This is a genomic window from Pontibacter vulgaris, assembly GCF_022758145.1.
In the GTDB taxonomy this organism is placed as follows: Bacteria; Bacteroidota; Bacteroidia; order Cytophagales; family Hymenobacteraceae; genus Pontibacter; species Pontibacter vulgaris.
Window position 1 is genome coordinate 203,824 of the sequence record NZ_JAJVDH010000003.1, and the last position, 20,975, is coordinate 224,798.

Here is a 20,975-nt window from a genome sequence, read left to right on the forward strand (position 1 = left end):
TTAACAACTATGACAACTACACCGAAAGAAAAAGTACTGGAAAGCAAGGCGCTAATCCGTTTTGAGGATTGCGACCCTTTTGGCCACCTGAACAATGGCCGCTACATTGATTATTACCTGAATGCGCGCGAAGACCAGCTGCGCGATAACTATAACCTTGATATTTATGCTCACTCCAAAAACACAGGGCAGGCATGGGTAGTGGCTTCTAACCAGATCGCATACCTGCGCGAGGTAAACTTCATGGAAACGGTAACTATAAAAACATCGCTGCGCTGGTACACCGACACCGATCTGCTGATGGAAGGCCAGATGACCGACATTAAAACCGGAGCTATAAAATCCGTGATCTGGACCCGCTTTACTTATATCGATATCCGGAAAGGTGGTAAAGCCCAGCACCCCGATTACCTGAAGCAGGTTTTCAGCGAAGTAGCACTTGATGGGGAAGGTAAGGTTGATGCCTATTTTGAGGATAGGGTAAAAGAACTCAGATCACGGGCTTTGGCTTTATCATAAATAGCTTAGCCAGTACCAAAAGGTAAACAGCTGAAATTCTTATTTTATAATTATACTCATAATCTATAGTTTAGTGTTACCTTTGCCCCCAGTATACGAACCTACCTAATCCGATAAAATTATGAAAAATGAATTACGTAAAGTGCTGGAGGTGCTGGCGCTTGCTGAAAAGCTGAAGTATGAACTGCGCCACAGCTGGCTGTCGAACGGCAGACAGGAAAGTGTAGCCGAGCATACCTGGCGCATGGCATTAATGGGTGTATTGCTGGAGCCGTACCTGGACCAGGAAATAGATACTACCCGCATGCTGAAAATGGTTATAGTACACGATCTGGTAGAAGCAGAAGCAGGAGATATTCCGGCCTTTGATATTACCAGCACCGAGATAAAAGAGCTGAAACAGCAAAAGGAAATACAGGCTATAGAAAACCTGCGTACACAATTAGGCAGCGCCATTGGGCAGCATATTTACGAACTGTGGCACGAGTTTGAAGAAAAGCAGACCTACGAGGCCAAAGTAGCCAATGCCCTGGATAAACTGGAAGTTCAGATTCAGCATAACCACGCCGATATGTCTACCTGGTTGGAAATAGAGCAGGAATTTGTGTTTTTGATGGGCAAACATACCGGGTTTGATTCGTGCCTGGAGCAACTAAAAGAGCTGATTGAAGAAGATGCCGTTCAGAAAATGGAAAAAGCAGGCATCTGCACTACAAGTGTAAAGGCGCGTATGGCTGCCAAAGTTTTCTCGTTGAATTAAAAGTAATATACTATAAACAAGAAACCCCGGCTTTGTAAGGCCGGGGTTTCTTGTTTATAGTTTGATATCCGGGGTGTGTGCTACCTCCAGCACAAAACCATTGGGGTCGCGGAAGTCTACGGTATAGTACGTGGCATCGTAATGCGGCATTTCCTGCGGGCCGCGTATTATATCGGCATTTATACTTCTCAGCCACTCTCCTACCTGCTCCACCACCTCGCGGCTTGTAGCATGAAAACAAATATGCCGCACTCCCAGGCTGTCGTAAAAAGCTACCGGCATCTCTTTAAAGTATATTTCGTGGTTGCCGCAACTATAAGAAGTATGCGTTAGTTCGTACCAGCCAATCATCGGGAAAAGCCGGCTGTAAAACTGCAATGATGCTTCGAGGTCTTTTACCCAGAACTCCAGGTGGTTTATACCCGGCCCATACTTATAGCTCATAGATTTGTGGTTGTAGTTGCGAAAACGAAGGTATAAATTTCAGCTTAAAACCAGAATCATTTCCTATACTTACAGCGCAATTACCAGAACCAACCCTATGGAAGCAGAAGAACATTACAGACGACTGGAGCATTTATACCACCAGGCCAACATACAGGAAATTTTCAGCAACAGCGAAATAAAAGTTAGCAGCGAGCGTGCCGAGATTACTTTGCCTGTAGCAGCAAAGTATAACCACGGCGCCAATGCCATACATGGTGCGGTATACTTTAAGCTGATGGATGATGCGGCTTATTTTGCTGTAGCCTCGCTGGTGCGCGATGTGTTTATAGTTACGTCTTCGTTTCAGTTAAACTTGTTGCGGCCTGTTACCGGTGGCACACTAAAAGCTGTGGGCACAGTACGCTCAAAAGCCAAGAACTTATTCGTAGCCGAAGCCACGTTATACAATGATAAAGGAAAAGAAGTAGCCTTTGGCACCGGACAGTTCATGCGCACAACTCAACCGCTCAGCAGTCTTCAGGGATATGGGGAGGAAGAAAGTTAGAAAGTTTATGAGGGAGATGACTGAGTTCTAGAGCTGCCAGTTTATACTTTTAGAGGCGCTTTGTTTTAGCTTTTATTCTTCTACTTTTTATACCGGATTTTTCATTCACTAGTAAAACTTGCCCTCTCCCATTTGTAGCAGTGCTGCTCACCAGTCTTTTCATAGCAGGTTTTAATTTAGACACTACGGCCTCGTAGGTATGTTTCATTTTAAAAATTATAACACTATGAAAAACTTTATCAAAAACACAACCGGTTATGTGGCACTCTTTGCCCTCCTTTTCGGCTTTAATGCCTGCGACCAGTCTGAAGTAACACCAGAGGCAAACTTATCAGCCCAAAACTCAGAAGCTGCTCACCAGACAAACTCCATGAATCTGAACAAAACTTATACGGTAGAGCTAATGGAACTGAACGGCTCAGGGGTACACGGCATGGCACATATCGAACTAATGGGCAATGAAATTGAGGTTAATTTAGAAGCCGCCGGGCTAACCCCCGAAATGGAGCACATGCAGCACATCCATGGCTTTACCGAAAATAACAAGAATGCTGTTTGCCCGCCGTTGTCTGCTGATACCAATGGTGATGGTTTGATAAGCTTGGCTGAAGGTGTACCATTTTACGGACCAGTATTAGTAGCGCTTGATCCTTACCCTACGGCTGATGCAACAGGTATGGTAGATTTTATGGATCAGTATACTATAGCAAGAGCAGCCAGATCGCTTCAGAATAATGTGATTGTATTACACGGCATGTATGTAGATGGTGTTTATGACCCAACTATACCTGTAGCCTGCGGCCAGATAAAAGTTGTAAACCAAGGCAACTAGTAAGCTTTAAGTTAAGACTACTTTACAAAATAAAAAGGGAGCAAGTATAAGCCTGCTCCCTTTTCTTTATTTATACTTCAAGTATAATTACTCCTTTGCTTCGCCGGCAACTTCAGGCTCTACCAGTTCAAAGCCAAACTCTTTGCCTTTTACGGTAGTTGGTACGCCTTTTTTCATCCAAACCGGCATAGGTTTGCCTTTCAGGTAGTAATCAAAGAACTGCGACATACGCACCGAAAGATCTTTGCGATTTTTGCGCTGCACCAGGTTATGGTCTTCACCATTGTAAACCAGCATCCAAACCGGCTTGTTCAGGCGGCGCAGTGCCATAAAGTACTCGATACCCTGGTACCATGGAACAGCACCATCCTGGTCGTTGTGCATGATCAAAAGCGGAGTCTGAACGCGGTCAGCAAAGAACAATGGTGAGTTCTCAATAAACTGCATCGGTTTCTCCCACAGCGTACCACCAATGCGGCTTTGTGTGCGCTCGTACTGGAACTGGCGGCTCAGGCCTGTACCCCAACGAATACCGCCGTAAGCACTTGTCATGTTAGAAACCGGGGCGCCTGCCATAGCTGCTTTAAACAGATTCGTACGGGTAACCATGTACGCGATCTGGTAACCACCCCAGCTCTGGCCTTGCAGCGCCATGTTCTTTTCGTCTACAAAACCCTGTGCTACTAAACTCTGCACACCAGGTATGATGCAATCCATGGCGCTCTCGCCCGGGTAACCATTTGTATACACGATATCTGGCACAAAAACCAGGTAATCATTGCTTACAAAGTATGGGATGTTGATGGTGGAGGCACTTGGCGCAGGCGTGCGATACTGGTGCAAACCATCAGAAGAACGCTCATAGAAGTATACCAGCATCGGGTATTTTTTCTTCGGATCGAAGTTCTCGGGCTTAAACAGCAAACCTTCCAGCGGTGCACCGTCTGTAGATTTCCAGTTCACCAGTTCCACATTTCCCCACAGGTACTCGCTCATTTGCGGGTTGGCGTTGCTCAGCTTTTCGGCTTTGGCGAAGTTTTCATCAGCTGCATAGATATCAGTAAACTCACGGAAGTTTCCTTTGCGATAAGTTACTCTGCCATCGTTCTTCGCTTTCTTCAGGCTGATGTAAGAATGAGGCGTCATCACCAGTTTTTCCGGCTGCACAGTTTTGTTTACATAATCGCGGAAGTAACCATTCGATTTATCTGTATAGTTAAAGGCAGTCAGGTATAACGGTGAGTTAGCAGGTATAAACTTCTCATCCTCGTTCAGCAACTCGTAACGCAGGCGCAGGTTGTTCTGTCGGCCATACTTGTCGGTCAGGTTAAGGGCAGCTTTTTTACCACTTGGGTCCAGTTGCCATACATCGTGCTTATCGTACACTAACAGGTAGCTGTCTTTTTCAACCCATCCAGCCATACCATACTCGCCCGGCAGCATCGGCATGTCGTTAGTCTCGTCGTAGAAAGCAACTTTGGTTTTCTTTGTCAGATTAAGGTTAGCGACGTTTTTTACGTTAAGTGAATGCCAGCTGCTGTCCATTGGTTCGTACCAGTATACGTACTGCCCCTGTGGCGACAGCCGTGGTTCGCCTCTTGTTTCGCTTAAAATCTGCTTGCGTGTCCCTTTTTTCAGATCGATCAGGAAGGCGTCTTTTTTAGTTGGCGTATCATAGCCAATCGTCATTTTATACTTCTCGTCGCTTACACCAAGCGCCACATCGCCCTCGCTGTAGGCATCCAGGTATACATCAGGCACTTCCAGCGTAGCCAGCTGGCGTGTCTTCTTTTCTTTAAAATCATACATGGCCAGGAAGGAACGCTTCAGTTCGCGGTCCAGCTGCTTTAGCTGCATCGGCTGAATAAGCGGATCTTTGTATGTCCAGATATCCAGGCTCACTTTTTCTTCGTCCAGTTTGGTAGTATCTTTTTCGTAGCGAGTTGGGCGCGGGAACGTGCCGAAGAAAAGACGCTTGCCATCTTCAGAGAATTTCAGGTTGCCATGTTCGCTAACCATCCAATCCTTCGTCATGCCTTTGCTCAGGGTATCGGCCAGCACACGATTTTTGTTTTCTTTTCTGGTCCAGTAGTTCAGGTTAAAGTACCGGATATCAGCCCCCACAGTATCTTTGGTAGCTACGTAAGCCAATTGTTCACCGGCTTTATCTGCGCTCAGGCCCTTGTATGTTACCCTGCCAGAATCGATCGGAATAACTTTCAGGTCTTGCATACTTAAGGCATACACACCGGCTTTGTGCAACGAGTCCAGCTCATCTTTTGCAAAGTATAGCATGTTGCCTTTTTCAGAAAGTATATAGTCTACTACGCGCTGGAAGCGGTGCTCCTGCCCTGTTTGCAGGTTACGCAATACCAGTTCCGTGCCTTCTGATTTTTTAGCTTTGCCTTTGGCAGCAGGTTTTGCAGCAGTAGCTTTCGCAGTTGATTTAACCTCGGATTTCGGAGCTTCGGCTTTTTTGTCTTCAGCGGCAGGTTTAGTTTCTTTTTTAACCGGCAGCTGTTTTTCCAGTTGGTAAGCCAGCCAGTTGCTTCCCTCTTTCGGCAGCTTAAACGATTTTACACGCGGTATCTTTATCAGGCTCATGTTGTCCAGCGAAAGTATAGCCAGGGAATCTTTTGGCAGATCGTCGGCTTTTTTCTTTTTCAGCTTGAGCTGGCGCACCTTGTTATACTCCGGCTTCACCTGGAAAACGGCATAGCGGCTGTCGGTGGTAAACTGTGCTTTGTAGCCGCGGCTATACTTAGCCATGGCATTGTTCACATAGTTTTTAATGTAAAGCTCGCCATCACCCTCTTGTGGGTTAACATTGAATAGCACGTACTTGCCGTTGTTGGAAATTTTGTCGCCCTCCACGTTTTTCCAGCTGTCGTACACATCGTGGGTAAGTGGCTTTTTACCGGCTTGCTGCTGGGCATAACTATGGTTAATACCGGCACCGCAGAGAGCCATCAACAATAAAAGTTTTTTCATTGAATCAGGTAATTTACTAGAAGTTTAGGTTGTTATAGTATTGTTAGTTAGTACCTCTAATCTAAGTATAATTCTGCTCAGCTTTATAATTGTATTAAAAGACAACCATAAAAGGTGAGTTAAGTACAAGTTGATGCTGCAACATTAAAGCCTATACTTCTGTTAAAACCAGCTGGAGGGGGCTATGCTTCAAGTATAAAACTGCCTGATGCTGACAGCCATATTGCCTAACAAACGTTTGGTTTTATAGCTAAATCCTGATAATTTCACACAATAAAATAACAGAACACATTTCAATGCAAACGAAAGAAGTTTATATAATATCGGCTGTTCGTACTCCAATCGGCAGCTTTGGTGGTGCTTTGGCAAGTTTATCTGCTACTGACCTGGGTGCGGCTGCTATTAAAGGCGCTGTAGAAAAAGCAGGTATCAATAAAGAGCAGGTGCAGGAAGTTATCATGGGTAACGTACTGTCTGCCAATGTTGGCCAGGCTCCGGCGCGCCAGGCGGCTGTAAAGGCTGGTTTGGGTTACAACGTGGAGTGTACTACAGTAAACAAAGTATGTGCATCCGGCACAAAAGCTATCATGTATGCGGCGCAGGCAATTATGCTGGGCCATAAAGATGTGATTGTGGCTGGTGGTATGGAGAGTATGAGCAACGTGCCTTACTATGTTGACAAAGCCCGTTGGGGTGCTAAAATGGGCCATACCCAAATGACAGACGGTTTGATCAGAGATGGTCTGTGGGATGTTTACAACGACTTCCATATGGGTAACGCTGCTGAGAACACTGCCAGAGAAATGCAGATCACGCGCGAAATGCAGGATGAATATGCCATCAATTCTTACAAAAAATCGGCGGCAGCTGCTGAGGCCGGCATGATGAAAGATGAGATTGTTCCGGTTGAAATTCCGCAGCGTGGCAAAGACCCTATTCTGGTAACAGAAGACGAAGAGTATAAAAAAGTAAGCTTCGATAAAATACCTGGCCTGCGCCCTGTTTTCGATAAAGCGGGTACTGTAACGGCTGCCAATGCTTCTACTTTGAACGATGGTGCTGCAGCCCTTGTACTGATGAGCAAAGAGAAAGCGGAAGAGCTGGGCGTGAAACCAATAGCTAAAATCCGTGGTTTTGCTGATGCAGAGCAGGATCCGATCTGGTTTACGACTACGCCATCACTAGCTATACCTAAGGCGCTGAAGAATGCTGGTGTTACTCCTGAGGAAGTAGATTTCTATGAGATCAACGAAGCGTTCTCTGTAGTATCAATCGCTAACAACCAGAAACTTGGCCTGGAAGGCGGTAACGTAAACGTGTTTGGTGGAGCGGTTTCGCTTGGTCACCCACTTGGTGCATCTGGTGCGCGCATTGTAACTACACTTTGCAATGTGCTGAATAAAAAAGGTGGCAAAATTGGTGTAACCGGTATCTGTAATGGTGGCGGTGGAGCTTCTGCCCTGGTTATCGAGAAAGTATAAATTGCTGTTTGGCATACATTATTCAGGAAGCCTTACGTTAATGCGTAAGGCTTCTTTTTTATACCTTCGCCTCACATTAAACTGTTTTCTATACTTTTAGTGTTTATCTATACTAAAGCAACGAATGTCATTAGAAACTGAATTAGCTAAATTCTGGCAATGGGCCAGCATGACTCCGCAAACCTATAACGAAGAAAGAGGATTAGGCGAGTGGGAAATTGATTATCCGGGCTGGGAAGCGCTGTACAAAGCTGCAGACGAGGTGATAGAACAGCTAAACAAAGAGTTTAACCACGACCTGGCACAGCAGTTGGTTTACGCCTTAGCTATAAATAACGAATCCGGAACTATACTTCAGAAAGTAAATGATAAGCTGGAATCTATGCTCAGGTTTGTAAGAAAGGCTATTTTCTCAGATCAACCACAGGCCAGGTGGCAGATTGCCGAGCTGCTTGGAAATACAGAAGTGGAAGACCGCGAGAAATTACTCGTTAACCTCTTCAACCGCGATAAAGACAAGTATGTTATCCGGAGGGCGCTGATGAGCCTGGAAAAAGTGAACCATACTAAAGCTGCTGAGTTTGCAAAAAACTATGTAAGAGACCCGGATCCGTTTATGAAACTGGTAGCCAAAGAAATCATTAAGAAGAAAGTATAAACTTATACTTCACGCATTGCATTCTATACTTATGTATAAATTATTGTCACCCTTAATCATACTTTGCACGGTAAGCACTTTAGCTTTTGGGCAAACCCGCAAAGTAACCACCTACCACAACGATGCGCATACTGCTGTAAAGGAAGTATACTATATGACCGCCGACTCGGCTATAGTTGGTAATTATGTACGCTACTACCCTACCGGCGAGCGCGAAGCTTTTGCCAAGTTTGTAGACGGAAAAAAAGACAGCGTGTTTACTGAGTTTTACCCCAGCGGCAAACCTAAACTACAGGTTACTTATAAGCAGGATGTGAAACAGGGTCCTTTTAAAGCCTATCACCCGGATGGCCGCTTGTTGCAGGAAGGCAGCTACGAAAACGATAAACAGAGCAGCATTTTTAAAACGTTTTACCCTGATGGCACCATCCGTAAAGAGACCAGCTTTGTAAATGGTTTTCCGGAAGGATTGGTAAAAGAATATTATCCGAGCGGCAAGGTTAAATCTGAAATCAACTATAAAAACAGCCAGCAAAACGGGCCTGCCAAAACATACTATGCCAACGGTCAGCTGGAAAGCGAGGCCAACTATAACAACGGCATGCTGGAAGGCTCTTACAAAACATACTTCGACAACGGCCAGCTGGAAACCGAAGTTGTAAATGTGGCAGGCCAGAAAAACGGAACTTACAAAAGCTACTACCGCAGCGGCAAACTTAGCACCGAAGGCAGTTTTGCAGCTGGTAAAATGCATGGCCCATCAAAATCATACTATGAAAGCGGAAAGCCCCGCAGCATCATAACTTACCGCAACGGCCAGATAAGTGGCACCGGCCAATACTTTTTTGAAGATGGCAAATTAAAAGAAGAGGTAAGCAGCAGCGGCAACGGAGACGATACCAAAACTACACGCTATTACCCATCGGGCAACGTGCAGGCTGAGGAGCAAATAAAAGATAAAAAGAAGCATGGCAACTGGAAAACATACTTCGATGCGCCAGGTAAAAAGGTACAGGTATCTGAAAACTATACTGCAGATAAACTGGTAGGCGAGCGCTTAACGTACCATGAAAATGGCCAGGTAAAAGAAAAGTATAAGTATGAAGATGGCAAGATAGTTAGCCTGAGCTATGCGTATTACCCATCAGGCAAACTGCTTTCCGAAACCAACCATAAAGACGGCCTTCGCTTTGGGCCTTACAAGCAGTATTTCGAGAGCGGCAAAACAGAAGTGCTGGGCCAGTTCAGGAACAACCGCGAAACCGGCACCTGGAAATACCAGGACGAAAATGGCAAACTCCTGAAAACCCGCCTTTACAGAAACGGCCAGATACTGGAAGAGAAAGTGAAGTAACGTATAGTTGATTTTATAAAACAAAAGCCCCTGCTGAACTAAGCAGGGGCTTTTGTTTTATGTATAGCTTTAGCTATATTTAACATAAATCTTATTACGTTTAGCCGCCATATTTAGGTGTATAAACGTAATAAACTCCGTTTATACAGTAGTTGCCTGTAATCTAAATAATGAAATGAAATACGAATTGGAGAAAAAGATATGGACAGATGCAGACTTCGAGCAGATGGGCTGGCATGACTGCCGTATTTATAAGATTCGCTTTTCGGAGGATTTAGAGTTAGACATAGATTACATTCTTCAATGGAATAAGCCTGACCTGGAAGGACTTCCTTTTACCTTTTGGGTAGCTCCTGCTACAATGGTATTCAAACGGGTCAAGAAACTGAACTTCGAAATTGACACAGCCTTCGATGAGGCAGTTGAAATTGAAGATATAGAGAGAAGAGTTGATAAAGAAGGAATGGTTTGGACCATATTGACTCAACAAGGGGAGATTGAATTTTTAGCTGATGGCTATGAGCAGTTTATCCGGCAAGAGCCTTCTTTCCAATTTGGTCAGACTATCCCATATATCGAGAGGTATGGCTCCTCGCTTGAGAGAACCACAAGTCAAGATAACCCTAACAGGCTACGTGAGGATTTACAAGCACAAAGGAAGAAGGATTTGGAAGATTACGAAAATGCGAAGAAGAGGCATTTGCTCAGACAGGAGAAAGAGGCTTTAAGCGAGTCAAGGGAAGGGAGAAAGCTGAGTCTGAAGGATTACCTTGTGAGGAAAAAGGAAATTGCAGAGAAGCTTGAATACTATGACCATTGGCTACAGAATACAAGGTTTGAAGCCTGGTAAAAATAGCCTTCAGACAACAAAATGTATACTTTATGCTGCGGCTGAAAGCCTTGCACATCATCTACACTAATACGTTACCTTCTATATAAGTAGACAGTCTAACCCAGCATTGCAAACGAGTAATTAAACAACCCAACCAAATCCGAAACAACCAAAATGGAGTTATCACCTGAACAATGTGAAGAACTACTCAGCGTACTGAAAACACGTTTTGAGAAAAACATGAACCGCCACGAAGGTATTGAATGGGCTAAAATACAAGCAAAGCTGGAAGGTAATTCTGATAAGCTATGGTCTCTGTATGAAATGGAACGAACTGGTGGCGAACCAGATGTTGTTGGTTTTGATGAAAAAACGGGTCAATACATTTTTTATGATTGCGCAGCCGAAAGCCCCAAAGGCCGCAGAAGTGTTTGCTACGACCGCGAAGCCCTGGAATCCAGGAAAGAACATAAACCTCAAAACAATGCGATAGATATGGCTACTGCTATGGGCATTGAGATCTTGACTGAACAACAATACCGGGAGCTTCAGCAACTTGGGAAATTTGATCTGAAAACATCAAGTTGGGTGCGAACGCCTGATGCTATTAGAAAACTAAAAGGTGCTCTTTTTTGTGACCGCCGCTACGACACTGTCTTTTTATACCACAACGGAGCAGAATCTTACTATGCTGCAAGGGGTTTCCGTGGCTCGCTCAAAGTATAAATTTTGCTTCTAATCCTGCCCTTTCACAAGTTTGCAAAAAGTTAGTCGTACTTAAAGGAGCCCATTATTCATAGAAATTGAATAATATTGTTACACACATCCGTTAACAATTAAAACTATCTTTTTGGAAGGGATCTTTATAACTATACTTGATTTAACCGGGACGTTCGTATTTGCCATAAGCGGCATAAGGCTCGCCTCGGGCAAAAACATCGACTGGTTTGGTGCCTATATAATTGGCCTGGCAACTGCTATTGGAGGCGGAACCACAAGAGATGTGTTACTTGATGTAACGCCTTTCTGGATGCTGGACGGTAAATATTTCCTCACAACCGGGGTAGCGCTACTGGCAACTTTACTTTTTAAAAATAAGATCTTCAGATTAGGAAATACCTTGTTCCTGTTCGACGCCATAGGGCTTGGGTTATTTACAATAGTCGGCATCAGCAAAAGCCTTGAGGCTCAATTGCCTTTCTGGGTTTGCATTGTAATGGGAGCAATTACAGGTTCAGTTGGCGGCCTTATCCGGGATGTGCTATTAAACGAAGTGCCACTCTTGCTGCGAAGAGATATTTATGCACTTGCATGCGTAACCGGCGGCGTTGTTTATTTTATGTGTTTGCAACTCAACTTTTCGACAAGTATAACAGAATTAACTGCTGCTTTGGTAGTTATACTTGTCAGAGTGGTTGCGATGAAGTTTCATATCCATTTACCCGTGTTAAATTCGCTTAAGAACCCTTACAGCGACAAAACCGACAAATCCTGAAACTGCCAGCTTTGGAGAGCAGCAAGTATAAAGTATTAAATACCTGGCACATGGCCTTTAGCAGCAATTTTAAGTATAAAATCCGTGAAGTATAAATGAACCAGGAACAACTAGCCTATCATTATAACCATTTATACCAAGAGTCTGCTAATAAAATCCTCAATAACAACCTCACTATCGACACTTTAATCGATTCGACTACCGATAGCAGATTTGGAATAACATTGCTTATCAGGCCTAATGCTGAGGTAAAACAAAATATTGAGAAATTTCTGGAAGAGATCAGGTTAAATGAGCCGGACCAATATTACTATCCAGCTTCAGATTTACATGTTACGATACTATCCATCATATCCTGCTACGATGGGTTTGATCTATTTCAGATCGCAGTAAATCAGTATTCAGATGTAATCCGAAAAAGCTTGGAAGCTGTAAGAGATTTTGAAATTGAATTCAAGGGCGTTACTGTTTCAGATGCCGCCGTAATGATACAGGGTTACCCCAAGGATGAATCTTTACGGAATTTGCGGGAAAACCTGCGGGAGAATTTTAAACAAAGTGGCTTGCAGCAGAGCATCGATCAAAGATACTCTATAGTTACTGCGCATATTACCGTAGCCAGGTTTAAAGCTAAGCTACAGAATGCCAATGCATTTCTGGAGAGCCTGGACAAGTATAAAAACCATCAGTTTGGCATTTCCAAAGTCAGCAAAGCAGAATTAGTTTACAACGATTGGTACCAAAGAGAAAGATTTGTGCAGAAGTTAAAGGAGTTTGAATTATAAGATTTTAACCCGGCAAAGTTTATACTTTGCTCCGGGAAGCGGTGGAAGCATGGTTTAATCGTGATGGTACTTTTCGCCCCGAAGTATAGTGAAGCCGCGGTAAATTTGTTCTGTAAAAAAAAGCCTAACCATCTGGTGCGAGAAGGTCATTTTAGAAAGCGATATCTGATCGTTTGCCCTTTGGTAAATAGCCGGCGAAAACCCAAAAGCGCCGCCAATAACAAAGATCAGGTTGGTGTTAACCACATTCAGTTTCTTCTGAAGAAAGGCTGCAAACTCAGAAGAAGTGAACGTTTTCCCTTTCTCATCCAGCAACACAACATGGTCGCCATCCTGTACCTTCTGAAGTATAAGCTTGCCTTCGGCTTCTTTCAGGTTATCGGCCGTAAATTTGCCGCCCTGTTTTATATCCGGAATAATAATAAACTCAAACGGATGATAATGTTTTAACCGCTTCAGGTATTTCTGAATACCTTCCTCCAGAAACGCTTCGTCTGTTTTGCCTATCGCAATAAGTTTGATCTTCATCTGCTGCCAGCTTTTCGCCAATATCGCTTTAAATGCAGTATTTTCCAATAATATGCTAAACGCTGCGCCTATTACCGAACAGGTAAAACCTATACTTTATACTTTAAATCAGCTGGTTATAAACTATTCTGATGTGGAAGTAAAACCTTAAACTTTTATCGGTTTTATCTGAAACAAGAAACCCTTATATTCGCTCTGCCGCTATACATGAACCGGATCTTCACCATGAAAAATATACTTCCCTTTTTAACTATTGCCTTGCTTATGGCTTCCTGCACCTGCGACCAGCAGATCAGCGGCATTGTGCTCGATAAAGACACGAACAAAGTTATCAGGGAAGTATACGTGCACAAACAGGGCAATACCAACCAGGGCGACTTTACCAACGAGAAAGGCCAGTTTAAACTCGAAGGCCTGGCCACAAAAATATTTAACTGCCCTAGTATGGATGTAACACTCAACAAGAAGGGCTATAAAAGTATAACTGTTAGCGTACCTAATGCCGAAACAAAAACCATTTACCTCGAAAAAACAAAGCGTTAAGCATTCAGGGAATTTTATACTTTAAGCCAACAAGCCGGGCGTAAATATTTTTGATTTAGCGGCCAAAAAGTTATCTTTCTTTGTAAAATCTCACCTTATGCACAGAAGAAACTTTTTAAAGAACGGCTCGCTCGCGAGTTTGTCGCTTTCTACCCTTTTTCTTAGCTCCTGCAGCACTACAACCACAGAACAAAGCGAAGAAAAAGCTACCTCAGAAAATACTGCAACCGCTTTTGCCTTAAGCGAAGCAACTATAAGCGAACTGCAGCAGAAAATGCAGCGCGGCGAGTATACTTCCAAAGCCATCACCAAACTATACTTAGACCGCATAGAAGCCATTGATAAGAACGGCCCTAAACTAAATGCAGTAATAGAAGTAAACCCCGACGCGCTAAGTATAGCGGAGGCGATGGATGCTGAGCGCAAGGCCGGTAAAGTACGTGGCCCGCTGCACGGCATTCCGGTACTGATAAAAGACAACATTGATACCGGCGATAAAATGGATACCACAGCCGGCGCGCTGGCAATGGTAGGTAATAAAGCTGCAAAAGATGCTTTTATGGTTGCCCGGTTGCGTGAGTCCGGGGCTGTATTGCTAGGCAAAACAAACCTGAGCGAGTGGGCCAATTTCCGTTCTACCCGCTCTACAAGTGGCTGGAGCAGCCGGGGTGGCCAGAACAAAAACCCATACATTTTAGATCGTACGCCTTGCGGATCAAGCTCAGGTTCTGGCGTTGCCGTATCTGCTAACCTTTGCACAGTAGCCATTGGCACCGAAACAGATGGCTCCGTTGTATGTCCTGCTTCCGTTAACGGGCTTGTAGGCATAAAGCCAACAGTTGGTTTGCTAAGCCGCTCCGGTATTATACCTATTTCCCATACCCAGGATACTGCCGGCCCAATGGCCCGCACTGTTCGCGATGCAGCCATACTTTTAAGCGCATTAACAGGAGTTGACCCCAAGGATGCTGTTACAAAAGAAAGCACTGGTAAAATGCAGCCGGACTACACTAAGTTTCTGGATGAAAATGGCCTGCAAGGCAAACGCATTGGCATAGAGAAATCCTTCCTGAAAGGCCACGAAGACATAGATTCATTGCTGCAAAAAGCGCTTGAGCAACTCAAAGCAAAAGGTGCTACTATTGTGGAAGTGGAGATCATGAAAAAGATAAACGAGTTATCTGCCACAGAATTTAAGGTACTGCAGTATGAATTTAAAGATGGCGTTAACAAATACCTGGCTACGCATAATGCCCCGGTTAAATCGCTGAAAGAAGTAATAGCCTATAACAAGCAACATGCTGATAAGGCCATGCCATACTTTAAACAGGAAATCCTGGAAACCTCGGAAGCCCTCGGCGACCTTAACAACAAAGAGTATAAAGAGGCGTTACAGAAAAACCTGACCACTGCCCGAAACGCCATTAACTCGATCATGAAAGAGAACAAGCTGGATGCAATTTCCGGCCCGACTTATGGCCCATCTTGGTGCATCGACTTAATAAACGGCGACTCTTTTACTGGCTATGGTTTGTCTACTCCGGCGGCCATTTCCGGATATCCGCATATTACAGTTCCGATGGGTTTAGTGCATGGTTTGCCAATTGGTTTATCATTCTTCGGCGGAGCTTATACCGAGCCTCAGTTAATAAGTATAGCCTACGCCTATGAGCAGGCATCTAAGAACAGGGTTGCTCCTGGTTTCCTGAAAACCACTAATCCGCTATAACAGCAATTTTGCCCGCAGGTCAGAGCTCCGGTACTATAGCACTGGCGTTTCGACTTGCGGGTATACTTACTTCGTAAAGCTATACCCTGCTCTAAGCTGTTTTGGGTTTACTCGCTGTTGCTATATCATACTCTTTCAGAAGTTTAGGCGGCACTGGCGGCATCGTGACATATTTTCTCTTTAGCAACCAGGTTTCTTGCAGCAAACTGTAAGGAGAAAACCCACACCCTCTACAACCTTTCAGAGAAGGAATGTTGTTTAACTTAACAAAAGTTATCACTTCAGATGCTCCAATATCTGCAGCCTTTTCAGCAATCTGGCACATGGCATCAGGCATAATACCTAACCCACGGTAGGCGGGATGCATATAGGCCCCTTCCAGAAGCGCCTCGTTAGCTTTTAACTGGGGAAACAAGCCATTAAATGTACTGCGGATTTTGTGATTATTTGCCGGGCCAACAAGCCATTGCATATAGCAAGGCTTACCATCTTCTGTAACCGCCACAAAACAGGTTTGTAAATTGCTGTTTACCAGTTTACGCTGGTAATTTATTTGCTTCACCTCTTTTTCGGTAAGGCCAGTAGTATCTAATAAATAATCAATATCGCGCTCTTCTAAAGGGCGAACCGTAATATTGATTTTTGCTTTAGGATTCTGAAAATCATCAACCAGATATCTCTTTAGCCCATACCAGTAACGCGTCGAATAAATCCTTTCTTTAGCAGCAATGGAGTAAAGCCGATTATTTGTTAATTTCCATGCATCTCTTACATTCCCCTTTGCCAAAAGCTCCCACCCTTTCCTGACCTTGCCATAAAAGTCATTTCTTTTAATTGCTACCTCTTCCATACTAACACCTAAATTAAAGCCCAAACAATTATTAGTATAATTTAAATACGTAATAGGATTTAATTTGCTTAATTTAAATTCACTTTTGAAGTGTAGGGTATCAATTTCAAGCCGAGCAATAGAGTATACTTATTCAACAGCTATACAGCGGCTTTCCAGAAATGGTAATTACCTGTATTTAAAGTATAGTTCAACCGGGCGGAATAGAACAATAAAATTTATGGCAACCACACAAGGCATGCATCAACACATCTTTGTTGCTTACACCGCTGTGGAAAAGCGCTTTCCAACAAATTAACAAAAACGATTTATCCACAGAAATACATCAGAAGCTTAAGTAGTTAACTATTTATCCACTGAACATACCAATATCTTGGTTTTTTATTCCTAAATCTTCAAATTACCTTCGTATCCCAAACATGAGTACCATGATGCAAAACGGAGAAAATACAGACATCCGCAACAACTGGAGTCTGGAAGAGATAAAGGCCATATATAACAAGCCTGTTCTGGAACTGATCGTAGAAGCGGCCAATGTGCACAAGCAATACCAGGCTACCGGCGAAGTACAGGTATGTACTTTGTTATCAGTTAAAACTGGTGGTTGCCCTGAAGACTGTTCGTATTGCCCGCAGGCTGCCCGTTTCCATACGGATGTGGAGGTACATAAATTATTAAGCCAGGAGCAGGTAATTTCAGCTGCGCAACGCGCAAAAGATGGCGGCTCTACCCGTTTTTGCATGGGTGCTGCCTGGCGCGAGGTACGCGATAACCGCGACTTCGACAAAGTGCTGGACATGGTGAAAGGCGTGAACGAAATGGGGCTGGAGGTTTGCTGTACTTTGGGCATGGTGAACGAGTACCAGGCTGAGAAGTTGAAAGAAGCCGGCCTTTATGCCTACAACCACAACCTGGATACTTCGGAAGAAAACTATAGCAACATCATTACCACCCGCACTTACGACGATCGTCTTGATACAATTGAGAATGTGCGGAAGGCAGGTATTTCAGTATGCTCCGGTGGTATAATCGGCTTGGGTGAAACAGATGAAGACCGTATCGGCATGCTTCATACTTTGTCTACACTGGTGCAGCACCCGGAGTCTGTTCCGGTTAATGCGCTGGTTCCAGTTAAAGGTACACCCCTGGAGAACCAGCCACTGGTAACGGTATGGGAAATGGTGCGCATGATCGCAACTGCCCGTATTCTTATGCCAAAAACGATGGTGCGTTTATCGGCTGGCCGTGAGCGCATGAGCGTTACAGACCAGGCACTTTGCTTCCTGGCGGGCGCCAACTCCATCTTCACAGGGGAGAAGCTGCTGACGACCCCTAACCCGGATTTTGACGCAGACAAAGCCATGTTTGACCTGCTGGGCCTGACACCACGCAAATCATTTAAAGAAGAAGCGCAGCACGTTTGTTCTTAAACACAAGATTGCAGACACAAGACACAGGACTATTAGTCTAAATTTAAAGTCTTATATTTTACGTCTTATGTCTGAAATCCATAAAAGATTGCAGCAGAAACTGGCGGAACGGGCAGCACAGGGCAACCTGCGCACCCTTAAAACTACCTCCGGCCTGATTGATTTCTGCTCGAATGATTACCTCGGCCTTGCTCGCTCTGAAAAGTTACGGGCACTCATCCATAAGGAAGAGGATAAGTATAAACTACTACCATTGGGGGCAACAGGCTCCCGTTTGCTATCAGGCAACCACCTGCTATTTGAAGAGCTGGAAAGTATAATTGCGGATTACCATAAAGGCGAGTCGGCATTGCTATTCAATTCTGGTTATATGGCAAATGTTGGCCTGCTGTCAGCACTGCCGCAGCGTGGCGATACCGTATTTTATGACGAGGCCAGCCATGCGTCTATGAAAGACGGCCTGCGCCTGAGTTTTGCAAAGACTTATCCTTTTCGCCATAACAGCGTGGAGGATCTGAGGCAGAAACTAAAGCATGCAACCGGGCAGGTATATGTGGTAGTAGAGTCGGTTTACTCAATGGATGGCGATAAAGCCCCCTTGCAGGAACTGGCACAACTCTGTACTGAATATTCGATTGCATTAATTGTAGATGAGGCCCATGCCGTGGGTCTTTATGGTGAGAAAGGCGAAGGAATGACTGTGGCTTTAGGGCTGCAGGACCAGGTATTTGCACAGGTTATTACTTACGGCAAAGCCATGGGCAACCATGGCGCTGCAGTGGTTGGCCCAAAAGTGCTGCGCGATTTTCTCATCAACTATAGCCGTGCATTTATTTATACTACGGGCTTACCAACGCATGCGCTGGTTGCCTTAAAGTGCGCTTATACTTTGCTGCCACAGCTTTCCAGCGAAAGAGAAAAGGTAAAAGAGCTGGCGCACCAGCTGTACCAAAAGCTAAACAAACTTAGCAGCATACGCTGCACCCCGGAGAACAGTGTTATACTTTCTGTTTTCCTGCAACAGCCCCGGCACCTGAAAGAACTGGCGGCTGCGCTGCAAACTGATGGATATGATGTACGCCCCGTGATGGCCCCTACTGTGCCCGAAGGCACCGAGCGGCTTCGCGTAATCGTGCATGCTTTTAATACGGAAGAAGAAATTGAGGGCCTCGCGCAGGCCATAGCTAAAGGTACATGAAACAATATTTTGTAACAGGCATTGGAACGGACGTTGGCAAAACAGTTGCCGCTGCCATACTTACCCAGGCACTACAAGCTGATTACTGGAAACCCGTTCAGGCGGGCGGACTTGACTTTACCGATACAGACATGGTTAAGAGTCTGGTTTCGAATGAGAACTCTGTATTTCACCCGGAAGCTTATCGCTTAAAAATGGCATCTTCGCCACATAAAGCAGCAGCAGCTGAAGGCATTGAAATTGACGTACACGGCCTAAAGCTCCCTGAAACCAGCAATAACCTAATCGTGGAAGGTGCAGGCGGGCTGATGGTGCCTCTGAATAAGCGCTACCTCGTACTCGACCTGGTGCAACAGCTTGGCCTGGAGGTTATACTTGTCTCCAGAAACTACCTGGGAAGTATAAATCATACCTTGCTTACAGCTGAGGTGTTGCGTTATCGCAAGGTTCCTGTGGCCGGCATTATCTTTAACGGTGAAGAAAATCCTACCTCCGAAGACTTTATCATCAAGTATACAGGTTTGCGCCGTTTGCCATCTATCCGCCAGGAAGCCGATTTTTGCCAGGATGCGGTTGCTGCGTATGCTAAGACATTTGAGGGTTATCTGTAAGACTTAAAACGCATTATTATAGAGAAAAACTCTACATAAGATTCAGTCATTCATTTAGTCAGTTATTCAAAATTGAGTTTAGCCGAACGCGATCATAACGTTATCTGGCACCCGTATACCCAGATGAAAACTGCTGCCCTTCCTATACCTATAGTTCGGGGCGAGGGTGCGCTTTTGTACGCTGAAGACGGCACAAATTATATTGATGCCGTTTCGTCGTGGTGGGTTAATTTGCACGGCCACGCACACCCTTACATTGCGCAACAGGTGGCTGAACAGTTGCAGACACTGGAGCACGTTATTTTTGCCGGTTTTACACATCCGGCTGCTGTTACGTTTGCCGAGCGCCTTATAAAGATTCTACCGCAGGGCCAGAGCCGGATTTTCTATTCAGATAATGGTTCTACAGCTGTAGAAGTAGCCTTGAAAATGGCAATCCAGTATTGGGAGAACGTCGGTACTCCTAAAAAAAAGATCATCGCCTTCCGCGACAGCTACCATGGCGATACCTTCGGGGCTATGTCGGTGAGTGCCCGCAGCGCGTTTACGGCACCTTTCTGGCCATACCTGTTTGATGTATCTTTTATAGATGTACCCATTCCCGGCAATGAAGCGGAAACTATACAACAGCTTGAAGCACTAGCCAAAACAGGCGACATGGCAGCTTTTATTTACGAGCCTCTGGTATTGGGTACTGCCGGAATGGTAATGTATAAACCAGAGGTATTGAATAAGCTAGTTCGGATTTGCCAACAGCACAACATCCTGACCATTGCCGACGAAGTAATGACAGGATTTGGACGCACCGGTCGCATTTTCGCAAGCGATTACCTTGAACTTAAACCTGACATGACCTGCCTTTCGAAAGGTTTGACAGGCGGAACAATGGCTTTAGGAGTAACTTCCTGTTCACATAGAATTTACCAGGCTTTCCTGCACAACGATAAAAGTAAAACATTCTTCCATGGGCATAGCTATACGGCCAACCCTGTAGCTTGTGCTGCCGGCCTGGCAAGTATGGATCTGCTGCTGCAACCCGAAACACAACAAAGTATAAACCGCATCAGCAGCAGCCACGCAGCTTTTGCCGAAAGTATAAAAGTACTGCCAAACATAAAAGAAGTACGCCAACAAGGTACTATACTGGCTGTGGAATTTGAAGTTGGCTGCACTTCCTACTTCAGCAACCTGCGCGATACGCTTTATAATTTTGCCCTGGAGCAGGGAGTTATACTTCGTCCGCTCGGAAATATCATTTACATAATTCCGCCTTACTGCATCGCAAAAGACCAACTTGAGAAAGTATATCAAACCATACTTGGGATGCACGAACTGGTAGTTGCGGCAAAGTAATTTATACACTGGTAGCAGCTAAACAACATATTGTT

General features: G+C 44.7%; 21 protein-coding genes. 17 read left to right on the top strand and 4 right to left on the bottom strand.

All coding sequences use genetic code 11. The features are described from left to right. Window positions 1–9: 9 nt before the first annotated feature. Both LWP20_RS06255 and LWP20_RS06260 read left to right on the top strand, forming a co-directional pair. Window positions 10–519: an acyl-CoA thioesterase gene (locus LWP20_RS06255; RefSeq protein ID WP_242927267.1), complete on the top strand. Its 510-nt coding sequence runs from the start codon at window positions 10–12 to the stop codon at window positions 517–519. Window positions 520–640: 121 nt separating this feature from the next. After that, the gene (locus tag LWP20_RS06260) at window positions 641–1,279 is read left to right on the top strand and encodes an HD domain-containing protein (RefSeq protein WP_242927268.1); all 639 of its coding nucleotides are present in this window, start codon (window positions 641–643) and stop codon (window positions 1,277–1,279) included. 54 nt (window positions 1,280–1,333) lie between these two features. Here the strand turns inward: LWP20_RS06260 and LWP20_RS06265 are convergent, their stop codons facing one another. Beyond that, entirely contained in the window at window positions 1,334–1,723 is a 390-nt protein-coding gene (locus LWP20_RS06265) for a VOC family protein (RefSeq protein WP_242927269.1), read from the bottom strand. A 97-nt stretch (window positions 1,724–1,820) separates the two neighbouring features. Here LWP20_RS06265 and LWP20_RS06270 point away from each other — a divergent pair, with 97 nt between their 5' ends. Together LWP20_RS06270 and LWP20_RS06275 are read left to right on the top strand one after the other, a co-directional pair. Beyond that, entirely contained in the window at window positions 1,821–2,270 is a 450-nt protein-coding gene (locus LWP20_RS06270) for a PaaI family thioesterase (RefSeq protein WP_242927270.1), read from the top strand. Between the two features lie 226 nt (window positions 2,271–2,496). Then, a complete protein-coding gene (locus LWP20_RS06275; RefSeq protein ID WP_242927271.1) occupies window positions 2,497–3,102 on the top strand; it encodes a hypothetical protein in 606 nt (201 codons plus the stop codon). An 87-nt stretch (window positions 3,103–3,189) separates the two neighbouring features. Here the strand turns inward: LWP20_RS06275 and LWP20_RS06280 are convergent, their stop codons facing one another. Further along, the gene (locus LWP20_RS06280) at window positions 3,190–6,093 is read right to left on the bottom strand and encodes an alpha/beta hydrolase family protein (RefSeq protein ID WP_242927272.1); all 2,904 of its coding nucleotides are present in this window, start codon (window positions 6,091–6,093) and stop codon (window positions 3,190–3,192) included. Between the two features lie 296 nt (window positions 6,094–6,389). Here LWP20_RS06280 and LWP20_RS06285 point away from each other — a divergent pair, with 296 nt between their 5' ends. The 7 genes from LWP20_RS06285 (at window position 6,390) to LWP20_RS06315 (ending at window position 12,698) form a co-directional block, all read left to right on the top strand. Next, a complete protein-coding gene (locus tag LWP20_RS06285; RefSeq protein ID WP_242927273.1) occupies window positions 6,390–7,574 on the top strand; it encodes an acetyl-CoA C-acyltransferase in 1,185 nt (394 codons plus the stop codon). 124 nt (window positions 7,575–7,698) lie between these two features. After that, window positions 7,699–8,232 (top strand): HEAT repeat domain-containing protein, encoded by a 534-nt coding sequence (locus LWP20_RS06290; protein WP_242927274.1) that lies wholly within the window; start codon window positions 7,699–7,701, stop codon window positions 8,230–8,232. Window positions 8,233–8,263: 31 nt separating this feature from the next. Then, a complete protein-coding gene (locus tag LWP20_RS06295; protein WP_242927275.1) occupies window positions 8,264–9,586 on the top strand; it encodes a toxin-antitoxin system YwqK family antitoxin in 1,323 nt (440 codons plus the stop codon). Window positions 9,587–9,761: 175 nt separating this feature from the next. Continuing rightward, on the top strand, window positions 9,762–10,436 hold the full coding sequence (locus LWP20_RS06300) for a hypothetical protein (protein WP_242927276.1): 675 nt from the start codon (window positions 9,762–9,764) through the stop codon (window positions 10,434–10,436). Between the two features lie 156 nt (window positions 10,437–10,592). After that, window positions 10,593–11,144 carry a DUF4256 domain-containing protein gene (locus LWP20_RS06305; protein WP_242927277.1) on the top strand — a complete coding sequence of 184 codons (552 nt, stop codon included), beginning with the start codon at window positions 10,593–10,595 and terminating at the stop codon, window positions 11,142–11,144. Between the two features lie 124 nt (window positions 11,145–11,268). Next, complete coding sequence (locus LWP20_RS06310) at window positions 11,269–11,913, top strand: trimeric intracellular cation channel family protein (protein WP_242927278.1); 645 nt, start codon at window positions 11,269–11,271, stop codon at window positions 11,911–11,913. A gap of 95 nt (window positions 11,914–12,008) precedes the next feature. Further along, window positions 12,009–12,698 (top strand): 2'-5' RNA ligase family protein, encoded by a 690-nt coding sequence (locus LWP20_RS06315; RefSeq protein WP_242927279.1) that lies wholly within the window; start codon window positions 12,009–12,011, stop codon window positions 12,696–12,698. A gap of 54 nt (window positions 12,699–12,752) precedes the next feature. On the opposite strand, the gene rlmH is transcribed toward LWP20_RS06315, so the two are convergent. Beyond that, a complete protein-coding gene (rlmH, locus tag LWP20_RS06320; RefSeq protein ID WP_242927280.1) occupies window positions 12,753–13,226 on the bottom strand; it encodes a 23S rRNA (pseudouridine(1915)-N(3))-methyltransferase RlmH in 474 nt (157 codons plus the stop codon). 207 nt (window positions 13,227–13,433) lie between these two features. On the opposite strand from rlmH, the gene LWP20_RS06325 reads away from it, so the two are divergent. Together LWP20_RS06325 and LWP20_RS06330 are read left to right on the top strand one after the other, a co-directional pair. Continuing rightward, window positions 13,434–13,769: a carboxypeptidase-like regulatory domain-containing protein gene (locus LWP20_RS06325; RefSeq protein ID WP_242927281.1), complete on the top strand. Its 336-nt coding sequence runs from the start codon at window positions 13,434–13,436 to the stop codon at window positions 13,767–13,769. Between the two features lie 97 nt (window positions 13,770–13,866). Next, window positions 13,867–15,498: an amidase gene (locus tag LWP20_RS06330; protein WP_242927282.1), complete on the top strand. Its 1,632-nt coding sequence runs from the start codon at window positions 13,867–13,869 to the stop codon at window positions 15,496–15,498. Between the two features lie 91 nt (window positions 15,499–15,589). Here LWP20_RS06330 and LWP20_RS06335 read toward each other — a convergent pair whose 3' ends face one another. Then, window positions 15,590–16,348 (bottom strand): GNAT family N-acetyltransferase, encoded by a 759-nt coding sequence (locus tag LWP20_RS06335; RefSeq protein ID WP_242927283.1) that lies wholly within the window; start codon window positions 16,346–16,348, stop codon window positions 15,590–15,592. Between the two features lie 428 nt (window positions 16,349–16,776). Here LWP20_RS06335 and bioB point away from each other — a divergent pair, with 428 nt between their 5' ends. From bioB to bioA, 4 genes are all read left to right on the top strand, one after another. Then, window positions 16,777–17,778 carry a biotin synthase BioB gene (gene bioB / locus LWP20_RS06340; RefSeq protein ID WP_242927284.1) on the top strand — a complete coding sequence of 334 codons (1,002 nt, stop codon included), beginning with the start codon at window positions 16,777–16,779 and terminating at the stop codon, window positions 17,776–17,778. A gap of 67 nt (window positions 17,779–17,845) precedes the next feature. Continuing rightward, the gene (locus LWP20_RS06345; protein WP_242927285.1) at window positions 17,846–18,976 is read left to right on the top strand and encodes an aminotransferase class I/II-fold pyridoxal phosphate-dependent enzyme; all 1,131 of its coding nucleotides are present in this window, start codon (window positions 17,846–17,848) and stop codon (window positions 18,974–18,976) included. After that, window positions 18,973–19,587, top strand: a complete 615-nt coding sequence (gene bioD / locus LWP20_RS06350) for a dethiobiotin synthase (RefSeq protein WP_242927286.1) — start codon at window positions 18,973–18,975, stop codon at window positions 19,585–19,587. The genes LWP20_RS06345 and bioD overlap by 4 nt, the downstream gene beginning before the upstream one ends. Window positions 19,588–19,659: 72 nt before the next feature. Next, a complete protein-coding gene (bioA, locus tag LWP20_RS06355; protein WP_262914549.1) occupies window positions 19,660–20,940 on the top strand; it encodes an adenosylmethionine--8-amino-7-oxononanoate transaminase in 1,281 nt (426 codons plus the stop codon). Window positions 20,941–20,975 lie beyond the last annotated feature (35 nt).

Excerpts from the sequence above, each read along its gene's own strand:
- LWP20_RS06255 (WP_242927267.1), top strand. The coding sequence starts at position 10 with ATGACAACTACACCGAAAGAAAAAGTACTGGAAAGCAAGGCGCTAATC.
- LWP20_RS06260 (WP_242927268.1), top strand. The coding sequence starts at position 641 with ATGAAAAATGAATTACGTAAAGTGCTGGAGGTGCTGGCGCTTGCTGAA.
- LWP20_RS06265 (WP_242927269.1), bottom strand. The coding sequence starts at position 1,723 with ATGAGCTATAAGTATGGGCCGGGTATAAACCACCTGGAGTTCTGGGTA.
- LWP20_RS06270 (WP_242927270.1), top strand. The coding sequence starts at position 1,821 with ATGGAAGCAGAAGAACATTACAGACGACTGGAGCATTTATACCACCAG.
- LWP20_RS06275 (WP_242927271.1), top strand. The coding sequence starts at position 2,497 with ATGAAAAACTTTATCAAAAACACAACCGGTTATGTGGCACTCTTTGCC.
- LWP20_RS06280 (WP_242927272.1), bottom strand. The coding sequence starts at position 6,093 with ATGAAAAAACTTTTATTGTTGATGGCTCTCTGCGGTGCCGGTATTAAC.
- LWP20_RS06285 (WP_242927273.1), top strand. The coding sequence starts at position 6,390 with ATGCAAACGAAAGAAGTTTATATAATATCGGCTGTTCGTACTCCAATC.
- LWP20_RS06290 (WP_242927274.1), top strand. The coding sequence starts at position 7,699 with ATGTCATTAGAAACTGAATTAGCTAAATTCTGGCAATGGGCCAGCATG.
- LWP20_RS06295 (WP_242927275.1), top strand. The coding sequence starts at position 8,264 with ATGTATAAATTATTGTCACCCTTAATCATACTTTGCACGGTAAGCACT.
- LWP20_RS06300 (WP_242927276.1), top strand. The coding sequence starts at position 9,762 with ATGAAATACGAATTGGAGAAAAAGATATGGACAGATGCAGACTTCGAG.
- LWP20_RS06305 (WP_242927277.1), top strand. The coding sequence starts at position 10,593 with ATGGAGTTATCACCTGAACAATGTGAAGAACTACTCAGCGTACTGAAA.
- LWP20_RS06315 (WP_242927279.1), top strand. The coding sequence starts at position 12,009 with ATGAACCAGGAACAACTAGCCTATCATTATAACCATTTATACCAAGAG.
- rlmH (WP_242927280.1), bottom strand. The coding sequence starts at position 13,226 with ATGAAGATCAAACTTATTGCGATAGGCAAAACAGACGAAGCGTTTCTG.
- LWP20_RS06325 (WP_242927281.1), top strand. The coding sequence starts at position 13,434 with ATGAACCGGATCTTCACCATGAAAAATATACTTCCCTTTTTAACTATT.
- LWP20_RS06330 (WP_242927282.1), top strand. The coding sequence starts at position 13,867 with ATGCACAGAAGAAACTTTTTAAAGAACGGCTCGCTCGCGAGTTTGTCG.
- LWP20_RS06335 (WP_242927283.1), bottom strand. The coding sequence starts at position 16,348 with ATGGAAGAGGTAGCAATTAAAAGAAATGACTTTTATGGCAAGGTCAGG.
- bioB (WP_242927284.1), top strand. The coding sequence starts at position 16,777 with ATGATGCAAAACGGAGAAAATACAGACATCCGCAACAACTGGAGTCTG.
- LWP20_RS06345 (WP_242927285.1), top strand. The coding sequence starts at position 17,846 with ATGTCTGAAATCCATAAAAGATTGCAGCAGAAACTGGCGGAACGGGCA.
- bioD (WP_242927286.1), top strand. The coding sequence starts at position 18,973 with ATGAAACAATATTTTGTAACAGGCATTGGAACGGACGTTGGCAAAACA.